This window comes from Saccharopolyspora gloriosae (genome assembly GCF_022828475.1).
In the GTDB taxonomy this organism is placed as follows: domain Bacteria; phylum Actinomycetota; class Actinomycetes; order Mycobacteriales; family Pseudonocardiaceae; genus Saccharopolyspora_C; species Saccharopolyspora_C gloriosae_A.
On the sequence record NZ_CP059557.1, the window covers coordinates 3282358 to 3297594 of the forward strand.

16 protein-coding genes and 1 pseudogene are annotated in these 15237 nt (G+C 69.8%); 11 read left to right on the top strand and 6 right to left on the bottom strand.

The window, feature by feature from the left end; translation table 11 throughout:
• Positions 1 to 129 precede the first annotated feature (129 nt).
• Positions 130 to 219 (bottom strand): annotated as a pseudogene (locus tag H2Q94_RS30965) (TetR/AcrR family transcriptional regulator); the annotation flags it as partial.
• A complete protein-coding gene (locus H2Q94_RS30675; protein WP_309501162.1) occupies positions 216 to 623 on the bottom strand; it encodes a hypothetical protein in 408 nt (135 codons plus the stop codon). The pseudogene H2Q94_RS30965 and the gene H2Q94_RS30675, both read right to left, overlap by 4 nt.
• Here H2Q94_RS30675 and H2Q94_RS13990 point away from each other — a divergent pair.
• From H2Q94_RS13990 to H2Q94_RS14025, 8 genes are all read left to right on the top strand, one after another.
• Entirely contained in the window at positions 593 to 1837 is a 1245-nt protein-coding gene (locus H2Q94_RS13990) for an FAD-binding oxidoreductase (RefSeq protein WP_309501163.1), read from the top strand. The two genes, H2Q94_RS30675 and H2Q94_RS13990, sit on opposite strands and share 31 nt — an antisense overlap.
• Complete coding sequence (locus H2Q94_RS13995; protein WP_243795246.1) at positions 1834 to 2712, top strand: diacylglycerol kinase; 879 nt, start codon at positions 1834 to 1836, stop codon at positions 2710 to 2712. Before H2Q94_RS13990 ends, H2Q94_RS13995 begins: the two co-directional genes overlap by 4 nt.
• A gap of 175 nt (positions 2713 to 2887) precedes the next feature.
• Positions 2888 to 4003 (top strand): DNA alkylation repair protein, encoded by a 1116-nt coding sequence (locus H2Q94_RS14000; protein ID WP_243795248.1) that lies wholly within the window; start codon positions 2888 to 2890, stop codon positions 4001 to 4003.
• Between the two features lie 318 nt (positions 4004 to 4321).
• On the top strand, positions 4322 to 5140 hold the full coding sequence (locus H2Q94_RS14005) for an SAM-dependent methyltransferase (protein ID WP_243795251.1): 819 nt from the start codon (positions 4322 to 4324) through the stop codon (positions 5138 to 5140).
• A gap of 336 nt (positions 5141 to 5476) precedes the next feature.
• Positions 5477 to 5644 (top strand): lasso RiPP family leader peptide-containing protein, encoded by a 168-nt coding sequence (locus tag H2Q94_RS14010; RefSeq protein ID WP_243795254.1) that lies wholly within the window; start codon positions 5477 to 5479, stop codon positions 5642 to 5644.
• A gap of 338 nt (positions 5645 to 5982) precedes the next feature.
• Complete coding sequence (locus H2Q94_RS14015; RefSeq protein WP_243795255.1) at positions 5983 to 7509, top strand: asparagine synthase-related protein; 1527 nt, start codon at positions 5983 to 5985, stop codon at positions 7507 to 7509.
• Positions 7506 to 8018: a lasso peptide biosynthesis B2 protein gene (locus H2Q94_RS14020; RefSeq protein ID WP_258718699.1), complete on the top strand. Its 513-nt coding sequence runs from the start codon at positions 7506 to 7508 to the stop codon at positions 8016 to 8018. Before H2Q94_RS14015 ends, H2Q94_RS14020 begins: the two co-directional genes overlap by 4 nt.
• Positions 8019 to 8023: 5 nt before the next feature.
• A complete protein-coding gene (locus H2Q94_RS14025; protein ID WP_243795256.1) occupies positions 8024 to 8278 on the top strand; it encodes a lasso peptide biosynthesis PqqD family chaperone in 255 nt (84 codons plus the stop codon).
• A 229-nt stretch (positions 8279 to 8507) separates the two neighbouring features.
• Here H2Q94_RS14025 and H2Q94_RS14030 read toward each other — a convergent pair whose 3' ends face one another.
• Complete coding sequence (locus H2Q94_RS14030) at positions 8508 to 8696, bottom strand: hypothetical protein (protein WP_243795257.1); 189 nt, start codon at positions 8694 to 8696, stop codon at positions 8508 to 8510.
• A gap of 135 nt (positions 8697 to 8831) precedes the next feature.
• Between H2Q94_RS14030 and H2Q94_RS14035 the strand changes: the two genes are divergently transcribed.
• Complete coding sequence (locus H2Q94_RS14035; RefSeq protein ID WP_243795258.1) at positions 8832 to 9905, top strand: hypothetical protein; 1074 nt, start codon at positions 8832 to 8834, stop codon at positions 9903 to 9905.
• Between the two features lie 94 nt (positions 9906 to 9999).
• On the opposite strand, the gene H2Q94_RS14040 is transcribed toward H2Q94_RS14035, so the two are convergent.
• Together H2Q94_RS14040 and H2Q94_RS14045 are read right to left on the bottom strand one after the other, a co-directional pair.
• A complete protein-coding gene (locus H2Q94_RS14040) occupies positions 10000 to 10506 on the bottom strand; it encodes a nitroreductase family deazaflavin-dependent oxidoreductase (protein ID WP_243795259.1) in 507 nt (168 codons plus the stop codon).
• A gap of 623 nt (positions 10507 to 11129) precedes the next feature.
• Positions 11130 to 11888: a LysR family transcriptional regulator substrate-binding protein gene (locus H2Q94_RS14045; RefSeq protein ID WP_243795260.1), complete on the bottom strand. Its 759-nt coding sequence runs from the start codon at positions 11886 to 11888 to the stop codon at positions 11130 to 11132.
• Positions 11889 to 11948: 60 nt separating this feature from the next.
• Here H2Q94_RS14045 and H2Q94_RS14050 point away from each other — a divergent pair, with 60 nt between their 5' ends.
• A complete protein-coding gene (locus H2Q94_RS14050) occupies positions 11949 to 12335 on the top strand; it encodes a DUF5997 family protein (protein WP_243795263.1) in 387 nt (128 codons plus the stop codon).
• Positions 12336 to 12507: 172 nt separating this feature from the next.
• Here the strand turns inward: H2Q94_RS14050 and H2Q94_RS14055 are convergent, their stop codons facing one another.
• Positions 12508 to 14109 carry an aldehyde dehydrogenase (NADP(+)) gene (locus H2Q94_RS14055; RefSeq protein ID WP_243795265.1) on the bottom strand — a complete coding sequence of 534 codons (1602 nt, stop codon included), beginning with the start codon at positions 14107 to 14109 and terminating at the stop codon, positions 12508 to 12510.
• Positions 14110 to 14281: 172 nt separating this feature from the next.
• On the opposite strand from H2Q94_RS14055, the gene H2Q94_RS14060 reads away from it, so the two are divergent.
• Positions 14282 to 15157: a LysR substrate-binding domain-containing protein gene (locus H2Q94_RS14060; protein ID WP_243795267.1), complete on the top strand. Its 876-nt coding sequence runs from the start codon at positions 14282 to 14284 to the stop codon at positions 15155 to 15157.
• Positions 15158 to 15237 lie beyond the last annotated feature (80 nt).

The following is a 15237-nucleotide window of genomic DNA, read 5'->3' on the forward strand; positions in this document are numbered from 1 at the left end:
CGACCCGTCGCCGGTGTCGGCGGGCAGCAGCGAGACGAGTTCGCGGGTGAGCAGATCCGCGGACAGGGTTCGCACGTCCGGCCACCGCCGGTAGACCGTCGGGCGGCTCACCCCGGCTCGGCGGGCGATCTCCGCGAGCGTGGTGCGACGCATGCCGACCGCGAGCACGCACTGCTTCGCCGCGTCGAGGATCGCATCGTCGTTACGACGTGACGTCATGTGTAAAACTGTAACGTATGACTGAGCTTGATCACCGCACCCAGGAGCAGGAGTGGAACGCCTGGGGCACCGCCGAGGCCGCGAGCCCCGTGCCCGAAGAGGTGCGCGCCCTGCTCGAACAGGGACTCGGTGTGGTGCGCCGCGACACGCCTTCGGTGGACCGGTCCGAAGTGCGCGTCGGGGAGTCGCGGCTGGCGGACGAGGTCCGGTCCGCGCTGGCCGGGATCGTCGGCGACGACGGAGTCCGCACCGACGACGACTCCCGGCTGCTGCACGCGGGCGGCAAGAGCACCCCGGACCTGCTGCGCCGGCGGGCGGGCGACGCGGAATCCGCGCCCGACGCCGTGGTGCTGCCCGGTTCGCACGAGCAGGTGTGCGAGCTGCTGGCGCGCTGCGCCGAGCACCGGGTGGCGGTGGTCCCCTTTGGGGTGGGACCAGCGTCGTCGGCGGTGTCGAGCCGGAGCGCGGCGGTTTCGGCTCGGTCGTCGCGCTGGACCTGCGGCGGCTGGACGGGCTGCTCGAAGTGGACGCCGAGTCGCAGACCGCGACCTTGCAGGCCGGGCTGCGCGGCCCGGAGGCCGAGGAACTGCTGGCCGGGCGCGGTTTCACCCTGGGGCATTTCCCGCAGAGCTTCGAGCACGCCAGCATCGGTGGCTTCGCGGCGACCCGTTCGTCGGGGCAGGCCTCGGCCGGGTACGGCCGGTTCGACGGCATGGTGGTGCGGCTGCGGGTGGCGACCCCGAGCGGTGAGCTCGACCTGGGCCGGGCGCCCGCGTCGGCGGCCGGACCGGACCTGCGGCAGCTCTTCCTCGGTTCGGAGGGTGCGCTCGGGATCATCACCGAGGTGACCGTGCGGGTGCATCCGAAGCCGCGGGAGGTGGAGGCCGAAGCGTGGTCGTTCCCGGACTTCGCCACGGGCACGAAGGCGCTGCGCCTGCTGGCGCAGGACGGCGCGCTGCCCACCGTCGCCCGGCTCTCCGACGAAGCGGAGACGATGATCAACCTCGCCACCGCCCGCGACGTCGGCGGCGGGGAGCAGTCCGGCGGCTGCCTGCTGATCACGCGCTACGAAGGCGGCCGGATCGCGGTGCGCGAGCGGACGCGGGAGCTGCTGGCCGAGGCGGGCGGGGCCTCGCTGGGCGCTGGTCCGGCGGAGAAGTGGGACCACGGCCGCTACCACGGCCCGTACCTGCGCGACGCGCTGCTGGACGTCAACGCGCTGGTGGAGACGTTGGAGACCGCGAGCACCTGGTCCCGGCTGGAGGAGACCCGCAACGCGGTGCGGGACTCGCTCACCGAGTCGCTGCAGGCGCAGGGCACTGCGCCGCTGGTCATGTGCCACATCTCGCACGTGTACCCGACGGGCGCGTCGCTGTACTTCACGGTGGCCTGCGGGCGCGGCGAGGATCCGGTGGCGCAGTGGCATGAGGCGAAGCGGGCGGCGGGCGACGCCATCAGCCGTTCCGGCGCCACCATCACCCACCACCACGCCGTGGGCCTGGATCACCGCGAGTGGCTGACCGATGAGATCGGCGAGCTCGGCGTGGCGGTGCTGCGCGCCGTCAAGTCCACTGTGGACCCGTCGGGAGTGCTCAACCCCGGCAAGCTGATCCCGTGATCACCGAGTTTTCGCTGCTGGTCAACCCGAAGGCGGGGCAGGGGCGCACCGCGGCGGCCGCGGTGCGCGCCGTGCGGTACCTGCGCGGGTCCGGGGTGTCGACAACCGTCCTGATCGGCCGCGACGAAGCGGATTCGCTGGCGCTCGCGCATCGGGCCGTCGCGGCGGGAACCGGCGCGCTGGTGGCCTGCGGCGGCGACGGGATCGTCAACGTCGCGCTGCAAGCGGTCGCCGGAACGGACACCCCGTTCGGCGTCATCCCGGCGGGAACGGGCAACGATCACGCCAGGATGCTCGGGATTCCGCGACACGATCCGGTCGCCGCAGCTCGCGTCGTGCGCGACGGGGCAGTGCGCCCGATCGACCTCGGCCGGGTGGGCGACCGCTGGTTCGGCACGGCGTTCGCCGGTGGGTTCGACGCCCTGGTGACCGAGCGGACGAACCGGCTGAAGTGGCCGCGCGGCAAGCTGCGCTACAACCTCGCGGTGCTCGTCGAGCTGGCGGCGCTGCGCCCGCTGGACTACGTCCTCGAACTGGACGGCCGAACGGTCCCGACGCAGGCGATCCTGGTCGCGGTCGGCAACGGCCAGACCTACGGCGGAGGGATGCGGATCTGCCCGGACGCGGTGCCCGATGACGGCCTGTTCGACGTCACCGTCATCGGATCAGCCCGGCGGGACCAGATCGTGCGCCTGCTGCCCACGATCTACCCCGGGACGCACGTCGAGCACGCGCAGGTGACGACGTACCGGGCGAGCCGGGTCCGCCTGTCCACACCGGGCGTCACAGGGTACGCCGACGGCGAGCGCTTTCAGGAGCTGCCGGTGACGTGCGAGTGCGTTCCGCTCGCCGCCAACGCGCTGGTTCCGGCCTAGGGGAGAGCCCTGAGCAAGTCCGGGACGACGTCGGATTTCCGGGCGTTGTCGGAGGGCGGCGGTACCGTCGCCGGAACTTCGACGTGCACGGCGCGAGCGACTTGCTCGGAGTCGCGGAAGGACGGCCGTGACGTCGAGGCGACTCGCATTCCCACCCGGACCGGGAGGTCGCCCCATGCCCTTCGCCGACGAACTGATCGGCGCGCACACCGTCCGAGAGCTCACCTCGGCGCTGCGAGTGGTCCTGCCGTCCGCGCCGCTGTCCGCGGTGCGCGCGGCGGGTTCGGCGCTGCCGCCGCTGGCGTTGCGGGAGCGCAGCGATCTCCTCCGGGACGCGCTGCTGGCGGATCTGCCCGACGGCTACGAGGAATTCGCGAGCACCGTGCGCACCGCGCGAGACCGCGCGCCGACGTTCACGGGTTGGCTGATCTGGCCGGTGACCAGCGCGGTCGCGGCCAAGGCGATCGAGGACGGCGGTGCGGCGGCGTTCCAGGACGTGTTGGCGCTGCTGGCCGAACTGACCGACCGGCTCAGCTCGGAGTTCGCGCTGCGTTCCTTGCTCAACCACGACCTCGGCCGAGCACTGGGGACGATCTCCGGTTGGACGGCCTCGGACGACGAGCACGTGCGGCGGCTGGCCTCGGAGGGAACCCGCCCGTATCTGCCGTGGGCGGTGCGGATTCCGGCGGTCCTCGCCGATCCTTCGTCGACGCTGCCGATCCTGGCGGATCTGTACCGGGACGACAGCGAGTACGTGCGGCGTTCGGTCGCCAACCACCTCAACGACCTGAGCCGGGTGGACCCCGGCCTCGCTGTGGTGACCGCCGCGAAGTGGCTCGCCGCCCCCGATGCCAACACCGATCGCGTGGTGCGGCACGGTCTGCGGACCCTGGTGAAGCGCGGGCATCCGGAAGCGTTGCGGCTGCTGGGTTTCGCGCCTGCCCGCGTCGACGTGACCGGGCCGGACCTGGCCGCGACGACGGTGTCGATCGGCGAGGTCCTGACGTTCACGGCGGCGGTGCACAACCCGGAGCCCGAACCGGCGCGATTGGCGATCGACTACCTCGTGCACCACCGCAAGGCCGACGGGAGCCAGACGGCGAAGACCTTCAAGCTGACCACCAGGACCCTGGCTCCCGGTGAAACGGTGGAGCTGACCCGCGCGCACCCCTTCCGCGTGCTCACGACGCGGCGCTACCACCCCGGACCGCACGGAATCGAACTGCAGGTCAACGGCGTCCGCTCCGGACGAACCGACTTCACCCTCCTGCCCGAGGGCGGACCGGCCTGAGCGCTCGACCCTGTTGGTCTGCCGAGAACTCCGCCACGGCGGCGGGATCGTGGTCGACGTCGGTGGCGGTGGCCGCCCGAGCAGAACGATGTCCGGTTCGCGTCGCGCATCCGAATCCGCTGGTCCGGTAGCGCGGACCTCGACCGGTCGGACCTCGACCGGGCGCCGCCCGGTAGTGATCGCGCACGGGTGATCGTGGGAAGCTGACCGTGCCCGGAGCGCCACGGTGAGCCCGCGTCCTGGAAGCGCGGCCTCCCGGGAGCCGCGGGCAGTGCCTGTCGGGGGCACCTGAGTGAGTCGGACGAAGGTGGGAGCACGATGACGGACGGGAACTCGCGCCCGGATGCGGACCTGCGCACGGATCGCGCGCACGGTGCGCGGATCTACGACTACATCCTCGGCGGCAAGGACAACTACGCCGTCGATCGGGCCGCGGGCGAGGCCGGCCTGCAAGTCTGGCCGGCGCTGGGCGTGCACATGCGGGCGAACCGGACGTTCATGCACCGAGCAGGCCGTTTCCTTGCGCAGGAGTGCGGCGTCCGCCAGTTCCTCGACATCGGCACCGGCATCCCCACCTCGCCCAACCTGCACGAGATCGTGCAGGAGGCGGCGCCCGAAACGAGGGTCGTCTACACCGACAACGACCCCATCGTGCTGGCGCACGCCCGTGCGCTGATGACCAGCGCGGAGCGCGGGCGCACCGCCTACCCCCAGTCGGACATGCGCGATCCCGAGGCGCTGCTGTCCGCCCCGGAGGTGCTCGAGACGCTCGACCTGGATCGTCCGGTCGGCCTGATGCTCATCGGGATAGTGCACTTCATCGAGGACGACGAGGAGGCGCTGGCGGTGGTGCGCCGGATCATCGACGCCATGCCGTCGGGAAGCTACGTGGCGGCGACGGTCGCGACCGACGACTTCGCTCCGGAGCTGCTGGCCAAGGTCGCCGACACCTACCACGAACACGGCGAGACCCTGCGATTTCGGAGCAAGGCCGATTCGGAGCGGTTCTTCGACGGCCTGGAGTTGGTCGCCCCGGGCCTCGTCCAGATGCACAAGTGGCGCCCGGACGACGACGAGCACCTGGCGCTGGACGAGGCGGACATCGCGATGTACGGCGGAATCGGCCGCAAGCCCTGACCGACCGTTCCATCCGCATTCAGAACCCGGTGCCGGGCACGTGCGGTACGGCGATCGTGCCGGACCCGAACGCGACGGGACCGACTTTCGGATGTCCCGAATGCACGAGAATACGTCGAAAGCCTTACGGCTAAATAGTGAACGGGCGCAGTTCGTGAATTGAAAAATTTCAGCGGATCATAGTTGTTGACTTGATTTCTTCAAATGGCCTCGAGATGCCGAGTTGAACTTGTTCACTCGGATGTGCTCTTGCGGCGAGGAGAATCGCATCGCCAAACTGAGTTGGCCGGCAAGTGCATCGGCACCGCTCAATGAGAGGTTTGGTGAGATAATCCAATGGATCCCAGCAAAGAAATGGAAACGAGTATCGGTGTGAACGATCAGCGGATGGCCTACGAGCCGCCCATGCTGTCGAACATCGGCGATTACTCCGAGCTGACGACCGGCTGTGGTTTCAACTTCTTCGAAGCCCCGGCCCAGCACAGCAATTGCAGCAATTGGTGAGCAAGTCCACCATCGCAGGTTGCCGTCAGAGCTGGTATCTGATCCTTCCGGATACGGATGCCGCTCTGGCGGTAGCCGGCATCCTCGGTGTGGAGCGACTCCAAGCGCTCCACCACCCCTCCGGGCGGCCGTGGGTGCTCGGGCGGTGGGCGCAGAATCAAATGACCTGCTTCGCGGACGCCCGATGTGCGACGGCGCTGCTCGGTGAGGCGTCCATCAGCGCGCACGTTCTCGAAGACATGTCCGCGAATCTTCGGAATGTGAACGATGCGGACCGTTTCAGCAGTGAAGTCCCGGGCAGTTATCACCTCATGGTATCGATCTCGGGCCAGAGTCGAGTGCAAGGTTCCGTTTCCGGATTCCGCAGGATCTTCTACGCGGATTTCGGCGGAGTGGCCGTGGGGTGCTCCCATTCCGACGTGCTGGCCGAACTCTCGGACGCAACGGTGGACGAGGAGGTGCTGGCGGCGAATTTGATGGCGCCCGCAGTTCCTTACCCGGTGGCCGATCGCTCCGTGTGGAGCGGCATCCGGAGCGTGCCCGAGGACTGCTGCCTCGAGATGGACGGAGTCGGCCGGCCCCGGCTGAGGCGGCGGTGGATTCCTCCCGAACCTGTGCTGACGCTGGAAGAGGGTGCGCCCCGGCTGGCTGAAGCGCTCAAGGATGCCGTCGCCGTCCGAACTCAGGGCGGCGGAGTGGTGAGCGCGGATCTGTCCGGCGGCATGGATTCGACATCGGTGTGCTTCCTCGCCGATCAAGGCCCGGCGAAGTTGGTGACCTTCACCCGCCTGAGCGCCGACACGGCGAACGACGACGAAAGCTGGGCGAAACAAGCAGCGGCCCAGCTCGATTGCGAAGATCACCTGTTCGCTCATCCGGACGACTTGCCCGGATTTCACGCGGACCTCCTGCACGCCGGCGAAGGCATGGACGAACCGGTGCTGAGCGGGCGTGTGCGCGGCGAGTACCAGAAGGCGGCCGGATGGTTCAGGGCCGAAGGGTCGCGTGTGCACATGTCGGGAGAAGGCGGCGACCAGATCCTGCAGGCACGCCCTTCCTACATGCACACGACCATTCGCCGCTTCCCCATCGCGGGGCTGCGACACGTGCGGGGAAATCTCGCGCAGAACCGGTGGGGATGGATGTCCACGCTGGGCGCGTTGGCGGACAACCGGAGCTTCGGTCGCTGGCTGTCGGACTCGGCGGCCGACCTGTCCCCGAAACCGCTGTTCTCGAAGAGCGCGCAGATCGGCTGGCAAGCACCGGCACAACTACCCCCGTGGGCCACGCCCGCCGCTGTCGACACCGTGTCGCGCCTGATGCGACGTGAGGCCGTCAACGCTCCGCCGCTGGCCCCGGACCGGGGGCAGCACAGCGTGCTGGGGTCCATCCGAGGCGGAGCCCGGCTGGACCGGCATTTGTGCGAACTCACCGCATCGCAGGGGGTACCGACCAGTTTCCCCTTCTACGACGACAAAGTCATCGAAGCGGCGTTGGCGGTACGGCTGCACGAACGTACCGACCCCGCCAAGTACAAGCCGCTGCTCGTCGGCGCGATGGGCGGAACGGTCCCGGACGGCTTGCTCGGCCGCAGCACCAAAGGCGAGTACAGCACCGATTTGCGGCAAGGTCTGCTGGCTCGTCGGGACGAACTCGGCTCGCTGCTGGATCGTCCCGTCCTGGCCGAACTGGGGTTGATCGACGCGGACCTGTTTCGCAGCGCTTGCTTCGGCCTGTATCCGCCTCGCCTGTCCCTCGTCGCCCTGGAATCCACGTTGCTCCTGGAGTGCTGGGTGCGTTCGCACGTCGGGAGGCAAGGTCCTCCCGAACTCGTCCCCGTTCGAGGATCGGAGAAGCGCCCATGAGCACACCGGTCTCGTTGGCATCCCGCGATCCCCTGCCGTGGTACCAGGGTCTGCGGGTGAAGCCGATCATCGCGGTCGCTCACCTGATCGGCCGGATGCGGCCACGGCGGATTCGCCAGGTCCTCCGGCTTTGCGCGAGAAACGCTCGTCCTGCCGGGCGTGCGGAAGCCGAACGGGCTCGAAAGCTGGTCGTGGCCGCGAGCATCCGGTGCGCGGGAGATGGGTGCGTACCGCGTTCGATCGCGACCGCACTGCTGTGCCGGACCAGGGGAACGTGGCCGACGTGGCAGAGCGGTGTGCGCACCAATCCCTTTCTCGCCCACGCTTGGGTCGAAGTCGACGGCCACCCGGTCGACGAACCGGCGACCACCCTGGGCGTGCACCCCTTGATCACGGTACCGCCGGGTGCGGGACGGCTGCGGAACGTGCAGACGGCGCAACGGCTTTCCCGAGGAAATCACGACGATCCGCCGCGCGGATCGCCGGAACGACCAGTGCCGAAGGGCTGATCCACATGTCTCTGGAACTTCGAAACCACGTCACCACCGCGGACGCTGACGACGGTGTCGCGTTGCTCGACGAAATCTCGGGCCAGTACTGGCAGTTGAACGGGTCGGGTGCCCAGGTCCTGCGGTTGATGCTCGACGGAGCGACGCAACAGGACGCCGTAGACCTGCTCACGAGCCGATATCGGGTGACGCGGGAACGAGCGGACGAGGACGTCACCTTGCTCATCGCCTCCCTCCAAGAGGCGGGGCTGGCCCAGTAGCGGCCGGCTCGCTCGATTCGCGGTACGTCCACTCACCGCGCCGGGGCTCGGCCGCCGCGGCACGGAACGGAAGGATCAGCAGGTGGAACGGAAGCAGACGACGGCCGAGTTGGACCATCGGCTTTCGACGTCCAAGCCCTTCGGCGACAGTGCCCACATACGCGATCAGTTCGAGTCGAACCAGAAGCTCAGGTTGGACAGGCTCGGGACGAGGTACCCAGCCGCCGCGTCACTTCTTGACGCTCTGCAGGAGGCCGAGCCGGACGCCCGGCACGAGGTGATCGGTGATCCGGCGCTGCGGTCGGTCATCATGAGGATGGGGGAGCCGGCGGCGCAGCCGGACCGCAGTGATCTCCCGGATGAGCAGGAGCGAGTCCTCCGGCAGGCGGTCGCGCACCTCGCGGAAGCTCGCCGCCACGGCCTTCTGGGTGAAGGAGGTTCCTCGAACGGCAGGTTGGGATCCGATGGGCGGCACGGCTGGGTGTGGCGGGAGTCCGACTCAGACGGTCCCGCCGAGAGCGCCTTCCGCGAGGCCGTTCGGGAACACTCCGGGATGCCGCTGCGCGCTCCGGAATCCGCCGACCTGGACATGTTGCGGCGAGGTGCCGAACTGCTCGCGGTGCTGCTTCCGAAGATCTCCGCCGGAGTGCTGAGTCATGCGCACGTGGTCGCTGTGATCTCATCGGCCGGTCGGTGGAGCGGCGTTCGCTCCAATTCGCTGTTCCGGATCGGTGGTGCCGTCTTCCTCGGGAACGAGGCGATTCGGAACCCGTGGGTCGTGGCGGAATACCTGCTCCACGAGTCCCTGCACCAGAAGCTCTACGAGTTCCGGCACGCGCACTCGTTGCTGAAGCGGGACCTGAACCCGACGCCGGACGGGACGGACCCGGCCCAGCAGCCTGCTGTCGTGGTGCCGTGGCGGCCACCCGGCGGGAACCGGGCGAACGAGTGGGACGTTTTTCGCGCCCTGGCGGCCTTCCACGTCTACGTGCACCTCGCGGTGTTGGCGGACGCCGCGGAGACGCGGGCGCAGGAACTCGAGGATGACTACGGGTGCCTGCACGACGCTCAACCGAGGATGACGAGCTCCCGCACCGCGACCCACCGGGCTCATTTCCTGGCCGATGGCATCCGGCGATCCTGCTGGGAAGAGCTGGGGCAGGCAGGGCGGCTGATGGTCGGGTGGCTGAACAGCGTGCTGCGCGACTTCGATCCGAACCCGCCGCCACCAGGAGCCGAGTTCCACCTGCTCATGGATCGCTACCTGGATGAAGCCCGCAGGCTCGAAACCCGAACCATGTCGGCGCGATCCCAAAGTCGGCTCCGGCCGTTGATGGCGGACGAGATCCGACACGCCCAGCGCATCCTCGCCACCGCCGGACACCGGGCGGGCCGGGAGAAGTTCGACGAGGCGGTCACCCACCTCCAGCAGGGCGAGGACAAGCAGAGGTTCTGCCAGGCGCGAGCGCTGATCGCGGATTCGCTCCGGAGCTTGTCGCCGGACGGGTACGTGTTGCGGCCCGCCCCCGGTGGGTCCGACGAGCCCGGCGAAGCTCTGCGGAACATGATCGACGGTTCCAGCGAGAAGCTCACCGCAGTGGTCCTCGCGGACCCGCGGAGTTCCTGAAGAGCCGGGGTGTGGTTCGACCGCGGCCGTGCCGTTGATCCCAGGGCGACCCCGCGGCGGTCAACGGACGAGCCGTGGCTCCACCCGGAACGGGTCAGCGCGGCGTCGGGCTCGTCGTGTCGAGGCGGAGTTCGAGTACCGGTAGTGCGGTGTCCTGCTCGCTGATCGCCGTGCCGAGCGTGTTCTCCAGGACGTTCTTGAACTTCGCCCATGCCCGAGGGTGCTTGCGCGCGTAGGCCGTGAGCGCGGCGTCGGCCTCGCCCGTCGGCAGCCGCCGGGCGGTGGCGGGGGAGGAGTGGTGACCGGCGACCGAGACGCGGACCTGCGGGTTCGCCATCAGGTTGCGGTACCACTGGGCCTGCGAGCCGAACCCGGACGCGATGACGTAAACGTCCGGTGCGGGATGGCCGATGACCTCCAGCACGACGCGGCGCACGGCACCGGATTTGCGGCCGAGGTGCTCCAGCATGAGCAACCGCGAACCGAACAGGAATCCGAGGCGTGCGCGATAAAGCCAGATCGGCGCGCGCATCAACGCCCGGTTCCTGAGCAGCGCCGCACCGTATCGGCCGATCGCGGTCGTCCCGGTGGGGTCGGACATGACCAACCTCGTTTCCTCCGTTGCGGCGAACGTGCCGTTCGTGATGTCGGTGGCAAGGTATGTGAACCCGGTTGCGCGGGCGGCGAGCTGAGCCGCCGCTGGACGACCCGCCCGACATCACCGTAGCCGCCGGTAGCGGTCGACCGGCTTGGGCACACAGGTCCGCGAGATCCCCTACCCGACCGCGACGTGGGCGGGTCGGTCTGGTTGGGCACGACGAGTCGGCGCCGTCCCGCAGGGTTGCTGCGGCGAGCAGGAGTCCGGCGAGCGCGCTACCGGTGCTGCGGATGATCTGGTTGATCGAGAGCACGCCGGCCGTCTCTGCCTGGGGCACACCGACGAGGACGAGCTTCGCTCATCCGCTCAGCCATGGCGCGAAGGCAGCAGTCACCAACCACCAACTACATGCCCGTGCTCCGCCGCCCGCTGAGCCCGGACGGAAGCATGCTCCCCGCCCAGAACGGCTACCTCACGGCCGCTCTGTGGGCGGTGCCGCCACTCGCAGCCAGCGCGCTCATCATCGCCGCGATCCGACCTGCTCAAGCGTCAGCAACGTCCTGACCCGAGACAGCCGGCTCAGCCCGGAGGCGTGGGGACCACGTACGCGATTTCGGGCAGAAGCGCTACGGCCGCCGACGGGGCTTTCCCGGCTTTCCGCGCTTCCCGCCCTTGGGGGCACCGGAGCCCGGGCGGGCCTTACCACTCGCGGGTTTGCGGGCGGGGGACTTCTTCCCGTCGCCGCCGGAACGTTTCGCCGGGGCCGGTTCCTGCCGTCGGCCGCGAGTGCTGTTGACCGTGCGCCCGCGCACCACCCCGATGAACTCCTCCATCAGGTCGGTGGTCTCCTCCTCCGGCCAGGACAGCGCGACCCGGGACTGCGGTACGTCCGTCAGCGGCCGATAAGTGAGGTCCTTGCGGTGGTGCAGCCGGGCCAGCGACTGCGGGACCACGAGCAGCCCGACTCCCGCCGCCACCAGTTCGATCGCGTCGCCGGTGGTGGCGGGCCGTTCGATGGCGGGGCGGCCCGGCGGCCGTTCCCAGTCGAGCGTGTCGTCCAGCGGGTGCAGCACGACCTCGTCGGCGAGGTCCTCGGGCGTGACCTCGTCGGCGGCGGTCACCACGTGGTCTTTCGCAACGACGACCACGGTCGTCTCGGTGTAGAGCGGAATCGCGTGCAGCCCGGTGCGATCGGTGGGAAGCCGCAACAGCACCGCGTCGACCTCGCCGTCGCGCACCAGGCCTGCCGCGTCGGCGGCGGAGGTGTCCACGAGGTTCAGCGGCACTTCCGGCAACCGTTCGTTCCAGATCCGCACCCATTTGCCGGGCGTCACTCCTGGCACGAACGCGAGTGCGAACGACGATGATCCGACCGAGCCTGCCACCAGGCCAGGCTACCGGGCGTCACCGCAGGTACCGCACGCCCGGTCGATACCCTGGAGCCCATGACGTCGCAAAAGACCTCCCAGACGATGAAGCCCGCGACCGCGGCGAAGAAACTGAACGTGTACCTCGAAGCCACCCCCGCGGAGTTCCAGGAGGGTGTCGTCTCGCGCGACGAGCTCAACGCCCTGCAGACCGATCCGCCCGAATGGCTCAAGGAGCTGCGCCGCAACGGACCCCATCCGCGCCAGGTGGTCGCGGCGAGGCTGGGCGTCTCCATCGGCGGTCTCGCCCGCGGCGGGATCACCGACCCGCTCACCACCGAGCAGATCGAGGCGCTGAAGGCCGAGGCCCCGGACTGGCTCGAACAGGAACGCGCCACCCAGGCGGAGGTCCGCAAGGAGAACGCCCGCGCGAAGCAGAAGGCGACCGAAGACCGCGAATCCTGATCGCGGAGCCGATGGCCATCCGGCCCTGACCAGGTCGGACGAGCCGCCGATCGTTCGCGGTCGACGTGGTGCCGCGCAGCGGTCGTTCGGCGACGGGCGAGCGGTGCGCATGACGAGCTCGGCCCCGTCCGGATGGACGGGACCGAGCGGGCCGGTGAGTTCGGCCGGTGGGTCAGTGCTTGCCGAGCTCGCCGTCGACTCGGCGCCAGATCTTCTCCGGGTTGCCGTCGGCGAGGACTCCGGGCAGGAGCTCGGCGGGCACGTCCTGGTACGCCACGGGCCGTACGAACCGGTCGATGGCCAAGGTCCCCACCGAGGTCGTGCGGGAATCCGATGTGGACGGGAACGGGCCGCCGTGCACCATGGCGTGGCCCACTTCGACGCCCGTGGGCCAGCCGTTGAACAGGATCCGCCCGGCCTTGCGCTCCAGCGTCGGCAGCAGCGCGCCGGCCTCGCCGGTGTCCTCGGCGGTGGCGTGCACGGTCGCCGTGAGCTGACCTTCGAGCCCGGCGGCGACCAGGCGGAGCTGGTCGGTGTCGCGGCAGCGGATCACCAGCGAGGACGAACCGAACACCTCCCCGTCCAGCCCGTCGCCGTTGAGGAACGCGTCGGCGTCGGTGACCAGCAGCGCGGCCCGGCAGGACTGCGGAGCGTCGGATTCCTGGCCGCGCGCCAGCACGGTCACCTCGCCCTTGTCCTCCAGCGCCTGGACCCCGGCCGCGTAGGAGCGGGCGATGCCGGGGGTGAGCATCGGGGTCGGTGCGGACGCGGTGACCGCTTCGGAGGCACTGTCGAGGAAGGTCGTGAGCTCGGGGCCGTCCACGGCGACGACCAGGCCGGGGTTGGTGCAGAACTGGCCGGAACCCATGGTCAGCGAACCGACGAACGCCCCGCCGAGCTCCGCGGCCCGCGAGGCGAGCGCGCCCGGCAGCAGGAACACCGGGTTCACGCTGCTCATCTCCGCGTAGACCGGGATCGGTTGCGGACGGCTCTGGGCCGCGGCGGTCAGTGCCAGCCCGGCGCCGCGCGAGCCGGTGAATCCGACGGCCTGAATCCGCGGATCCGTGACCAGCGCGGTGCCCAGACCGGGGCCACTGCCGAACAGCAGCGAGAACGTGCCCGCCGGGAGTCCGCAGGACGCTGCGGCGTCGCTGATCGCGCGCGCCACGAGCTCGCAGGTGCCGGGGTGCGCGTCGTGCGCCTTGACGACGACGGGGCATCCGGCGGCCAGCGCCGAGGCGGTGTCGCCGCCCGCGACGGAGAAGGCGAGCGGGAAGTTGCTGGCTCCGAACACGGCGACCGGACCCAGCGGGATCTTGCGCTGGCGGATGTCGGCGCGCGGTGCGGGCGCGCGGTCCGGCTGCGCCGGGTCGATCCGGGCGCCGGTGAAGCTGCCCTCGCGGACGACCTGCGCGAACAAGCGCAGCTGCCCGGTGGTGCGGCCACGTTCACCGGTGGTGCGGGCCAGCGGCAGGCCGCTTTCGGCGTGCGCACGGGCGGAAAGGGTCTCGCCGATCGCCTCGATGTTGTCGGCGATGGTCTCCAGGAACACCGCGCGCTGCTCGAACGTGGTGGCCCGGTAGATCTCGAAGGCCGTTTCTGCCGCCGCGCACGCGCGTTCGACTTCGGCCTGTCCGCCGTACCCGTAGGCCGGTTCCAGCTCGGCGCCGGTGCCGGGGTCGATCGCGCGGATCTGCTCGCCGTCGCCGAAAACCGGGGTGCCCGCGATCAGCATCCGCCCGGTCAGGTCGGTGGCGGTGGTGCCTGTGGTCATGCGGTGAATCCTCCTTGGTCCGGCCGGCCTTGACGGCGGTTCAGCGCGCCTCGGTGACCGGTGGCGCGCACAACTCGCCAGTCGGGACGTTAGGATCATCGATCGATGCGTGTCCAACTCCAATCGAGCATCGACCGATGCGGGAAACGCATCGAGCAGCGGGAGGCGACGCATGTTCACGCTCAACCAGCTCGCCGGATTCGTCGCGGTCGCCGAGGAACTGCACTACGGCCGGGCGGCCGCGCGGCTGCGCATGACTCAACCACCGTTGAGCCGTCAGATCCAGCTGCTGGAACGAGATCTTCAGGTGCGGCTGTTCGACCGCAGCGGCCGCGCGGTGCGGCTCACCCCGGCGGGGCAGGCGTTCCTGCGCGATGCCCGCAGGTTGTTGCACGAGGCGGAGAACGCGACGCTGGCGGTGCGGCGGGTGCCCGGCGGTGAAGCCGGGGTGGTGCGCGTCGGGTTCACGGCGACCTCGGCGTACGGGATGCTCGGCGGCGTGCTGGAGACCGCGCGGGACCGGTTGCCGCACGTGGACGTGGTGCTGCGTGAGCTGGTGACTCGGGAGCAGCTGGACATGCTCTCCTCCGGCGCGCTGGACCTGGGGCTGGTGCGGCCGCCGATCACCCGTCCGGAACTGGAGTCGAGCCGGCTGCTGGCGGAGCCGCTGCTGGCCGCGCTGCCGGTCGGCCACCCGCTGGCGGCGGTGGAGGAGCCGTTGAGCCCGGCCGATTTCGACGCGGCCGAGGTCGTCATGTACTCGCCGACGGAGGCGCGCTACTTCCACGAGTTGCTGGTGAGCGTGTTCCGCGAAGCCCACGTCTCACCGCACTACACCCAGCACGTCAGCCAGGTGCACACGGTCCTCGCGCTGGTGCGCGCCGGGCTCGGCATCGCCCTGGTGCCGTCGACGGCGACGCTGCTGCGGTTCGACGGCGTGGTGTTGCGCCCGGTGACGTTGCCGGATCCGGAGCCGGTGGAACTGCACTTGGCGTGGCGGAGCGCCAACGACAATCCGGCGCTGGGCGCGCTGCTGGCATTGCTGTGAGCTGAGCGCGACCTGCGGCCACACTATGTCCATAGTGGACTTTGATACTCCTTCCGGTGGAAATCGGTGGTACAGGACCA

Coding starts and splice junctions, on each gene's coding strand:
- H2Q94_RS14000 (WP_243795248.1), top strand. CDS start 2,888: ATGCCCTTCGCCGACGAACTGATCGGCGCGCACACCGTCCGAGAGCTC.
- H2Q94_RS14005 (WP_243795251.1), top strand. CDS start 4,322: ATGACGGACGGGAACTCGCGCCCGGATGCGGACCTGCGCACGGATCGC.
- H2Q94_RS14010 (WP_243795254.1), top strand. CDS start 5,477: ATGGATCCCAGCAAAGAAATGGAAACGAGTATCGGTGTGAACGATCAG.
- H2Q94_RS14020 (WP_258718699.1), top strand. CDS start 7,506: ATGAGCACACCGGTCTCGTTGGCATCCCGCGATCCCCTGCCGTGGTAC.
- H2Q94_RS14025 (WP_243795256.1), top strand. CDS start 8,024: ATGTCTCTGGAACTTCGAAACCACGTCACCACCGCGGACGCTGACGAC.
- H2Q94_RS14035 (WP_243795258.1), top strand. CDS start 8,832: ATGCCGCTGCGCGCTCCGGAATCCGCCGACCTGGACATGTTGCGGCGA.
- H2Q94_RS14040 (WP_243795259.1), bottom strand. CDS start 10,506: ATGTCCGACCCCACCGGGACGACCGCGATCGGCCGATACGGTGCGGCG.
- H2Q94_RS14050 (WP_243795263.1), top strand. CDS start 11,949: ATGACGTCGCAAAAGACCTCCCAGACGATGAAGCCCGCGACCGCGGCG.
- H2Q94_RS14055 (WP_243795265.1), bottom strand. CDS start 14,109: ATGACCACAGGCACCACCGCCACCGACCTGACCGGGCGGATGCTGATC.
- H2Q94_RS14060 (WP_243795267.1), top strand. CDS start 14,282: ATGTTCACGCTCAACCAGCTCGCCGGATTCGTCGCGGTCGCCGAGGAA.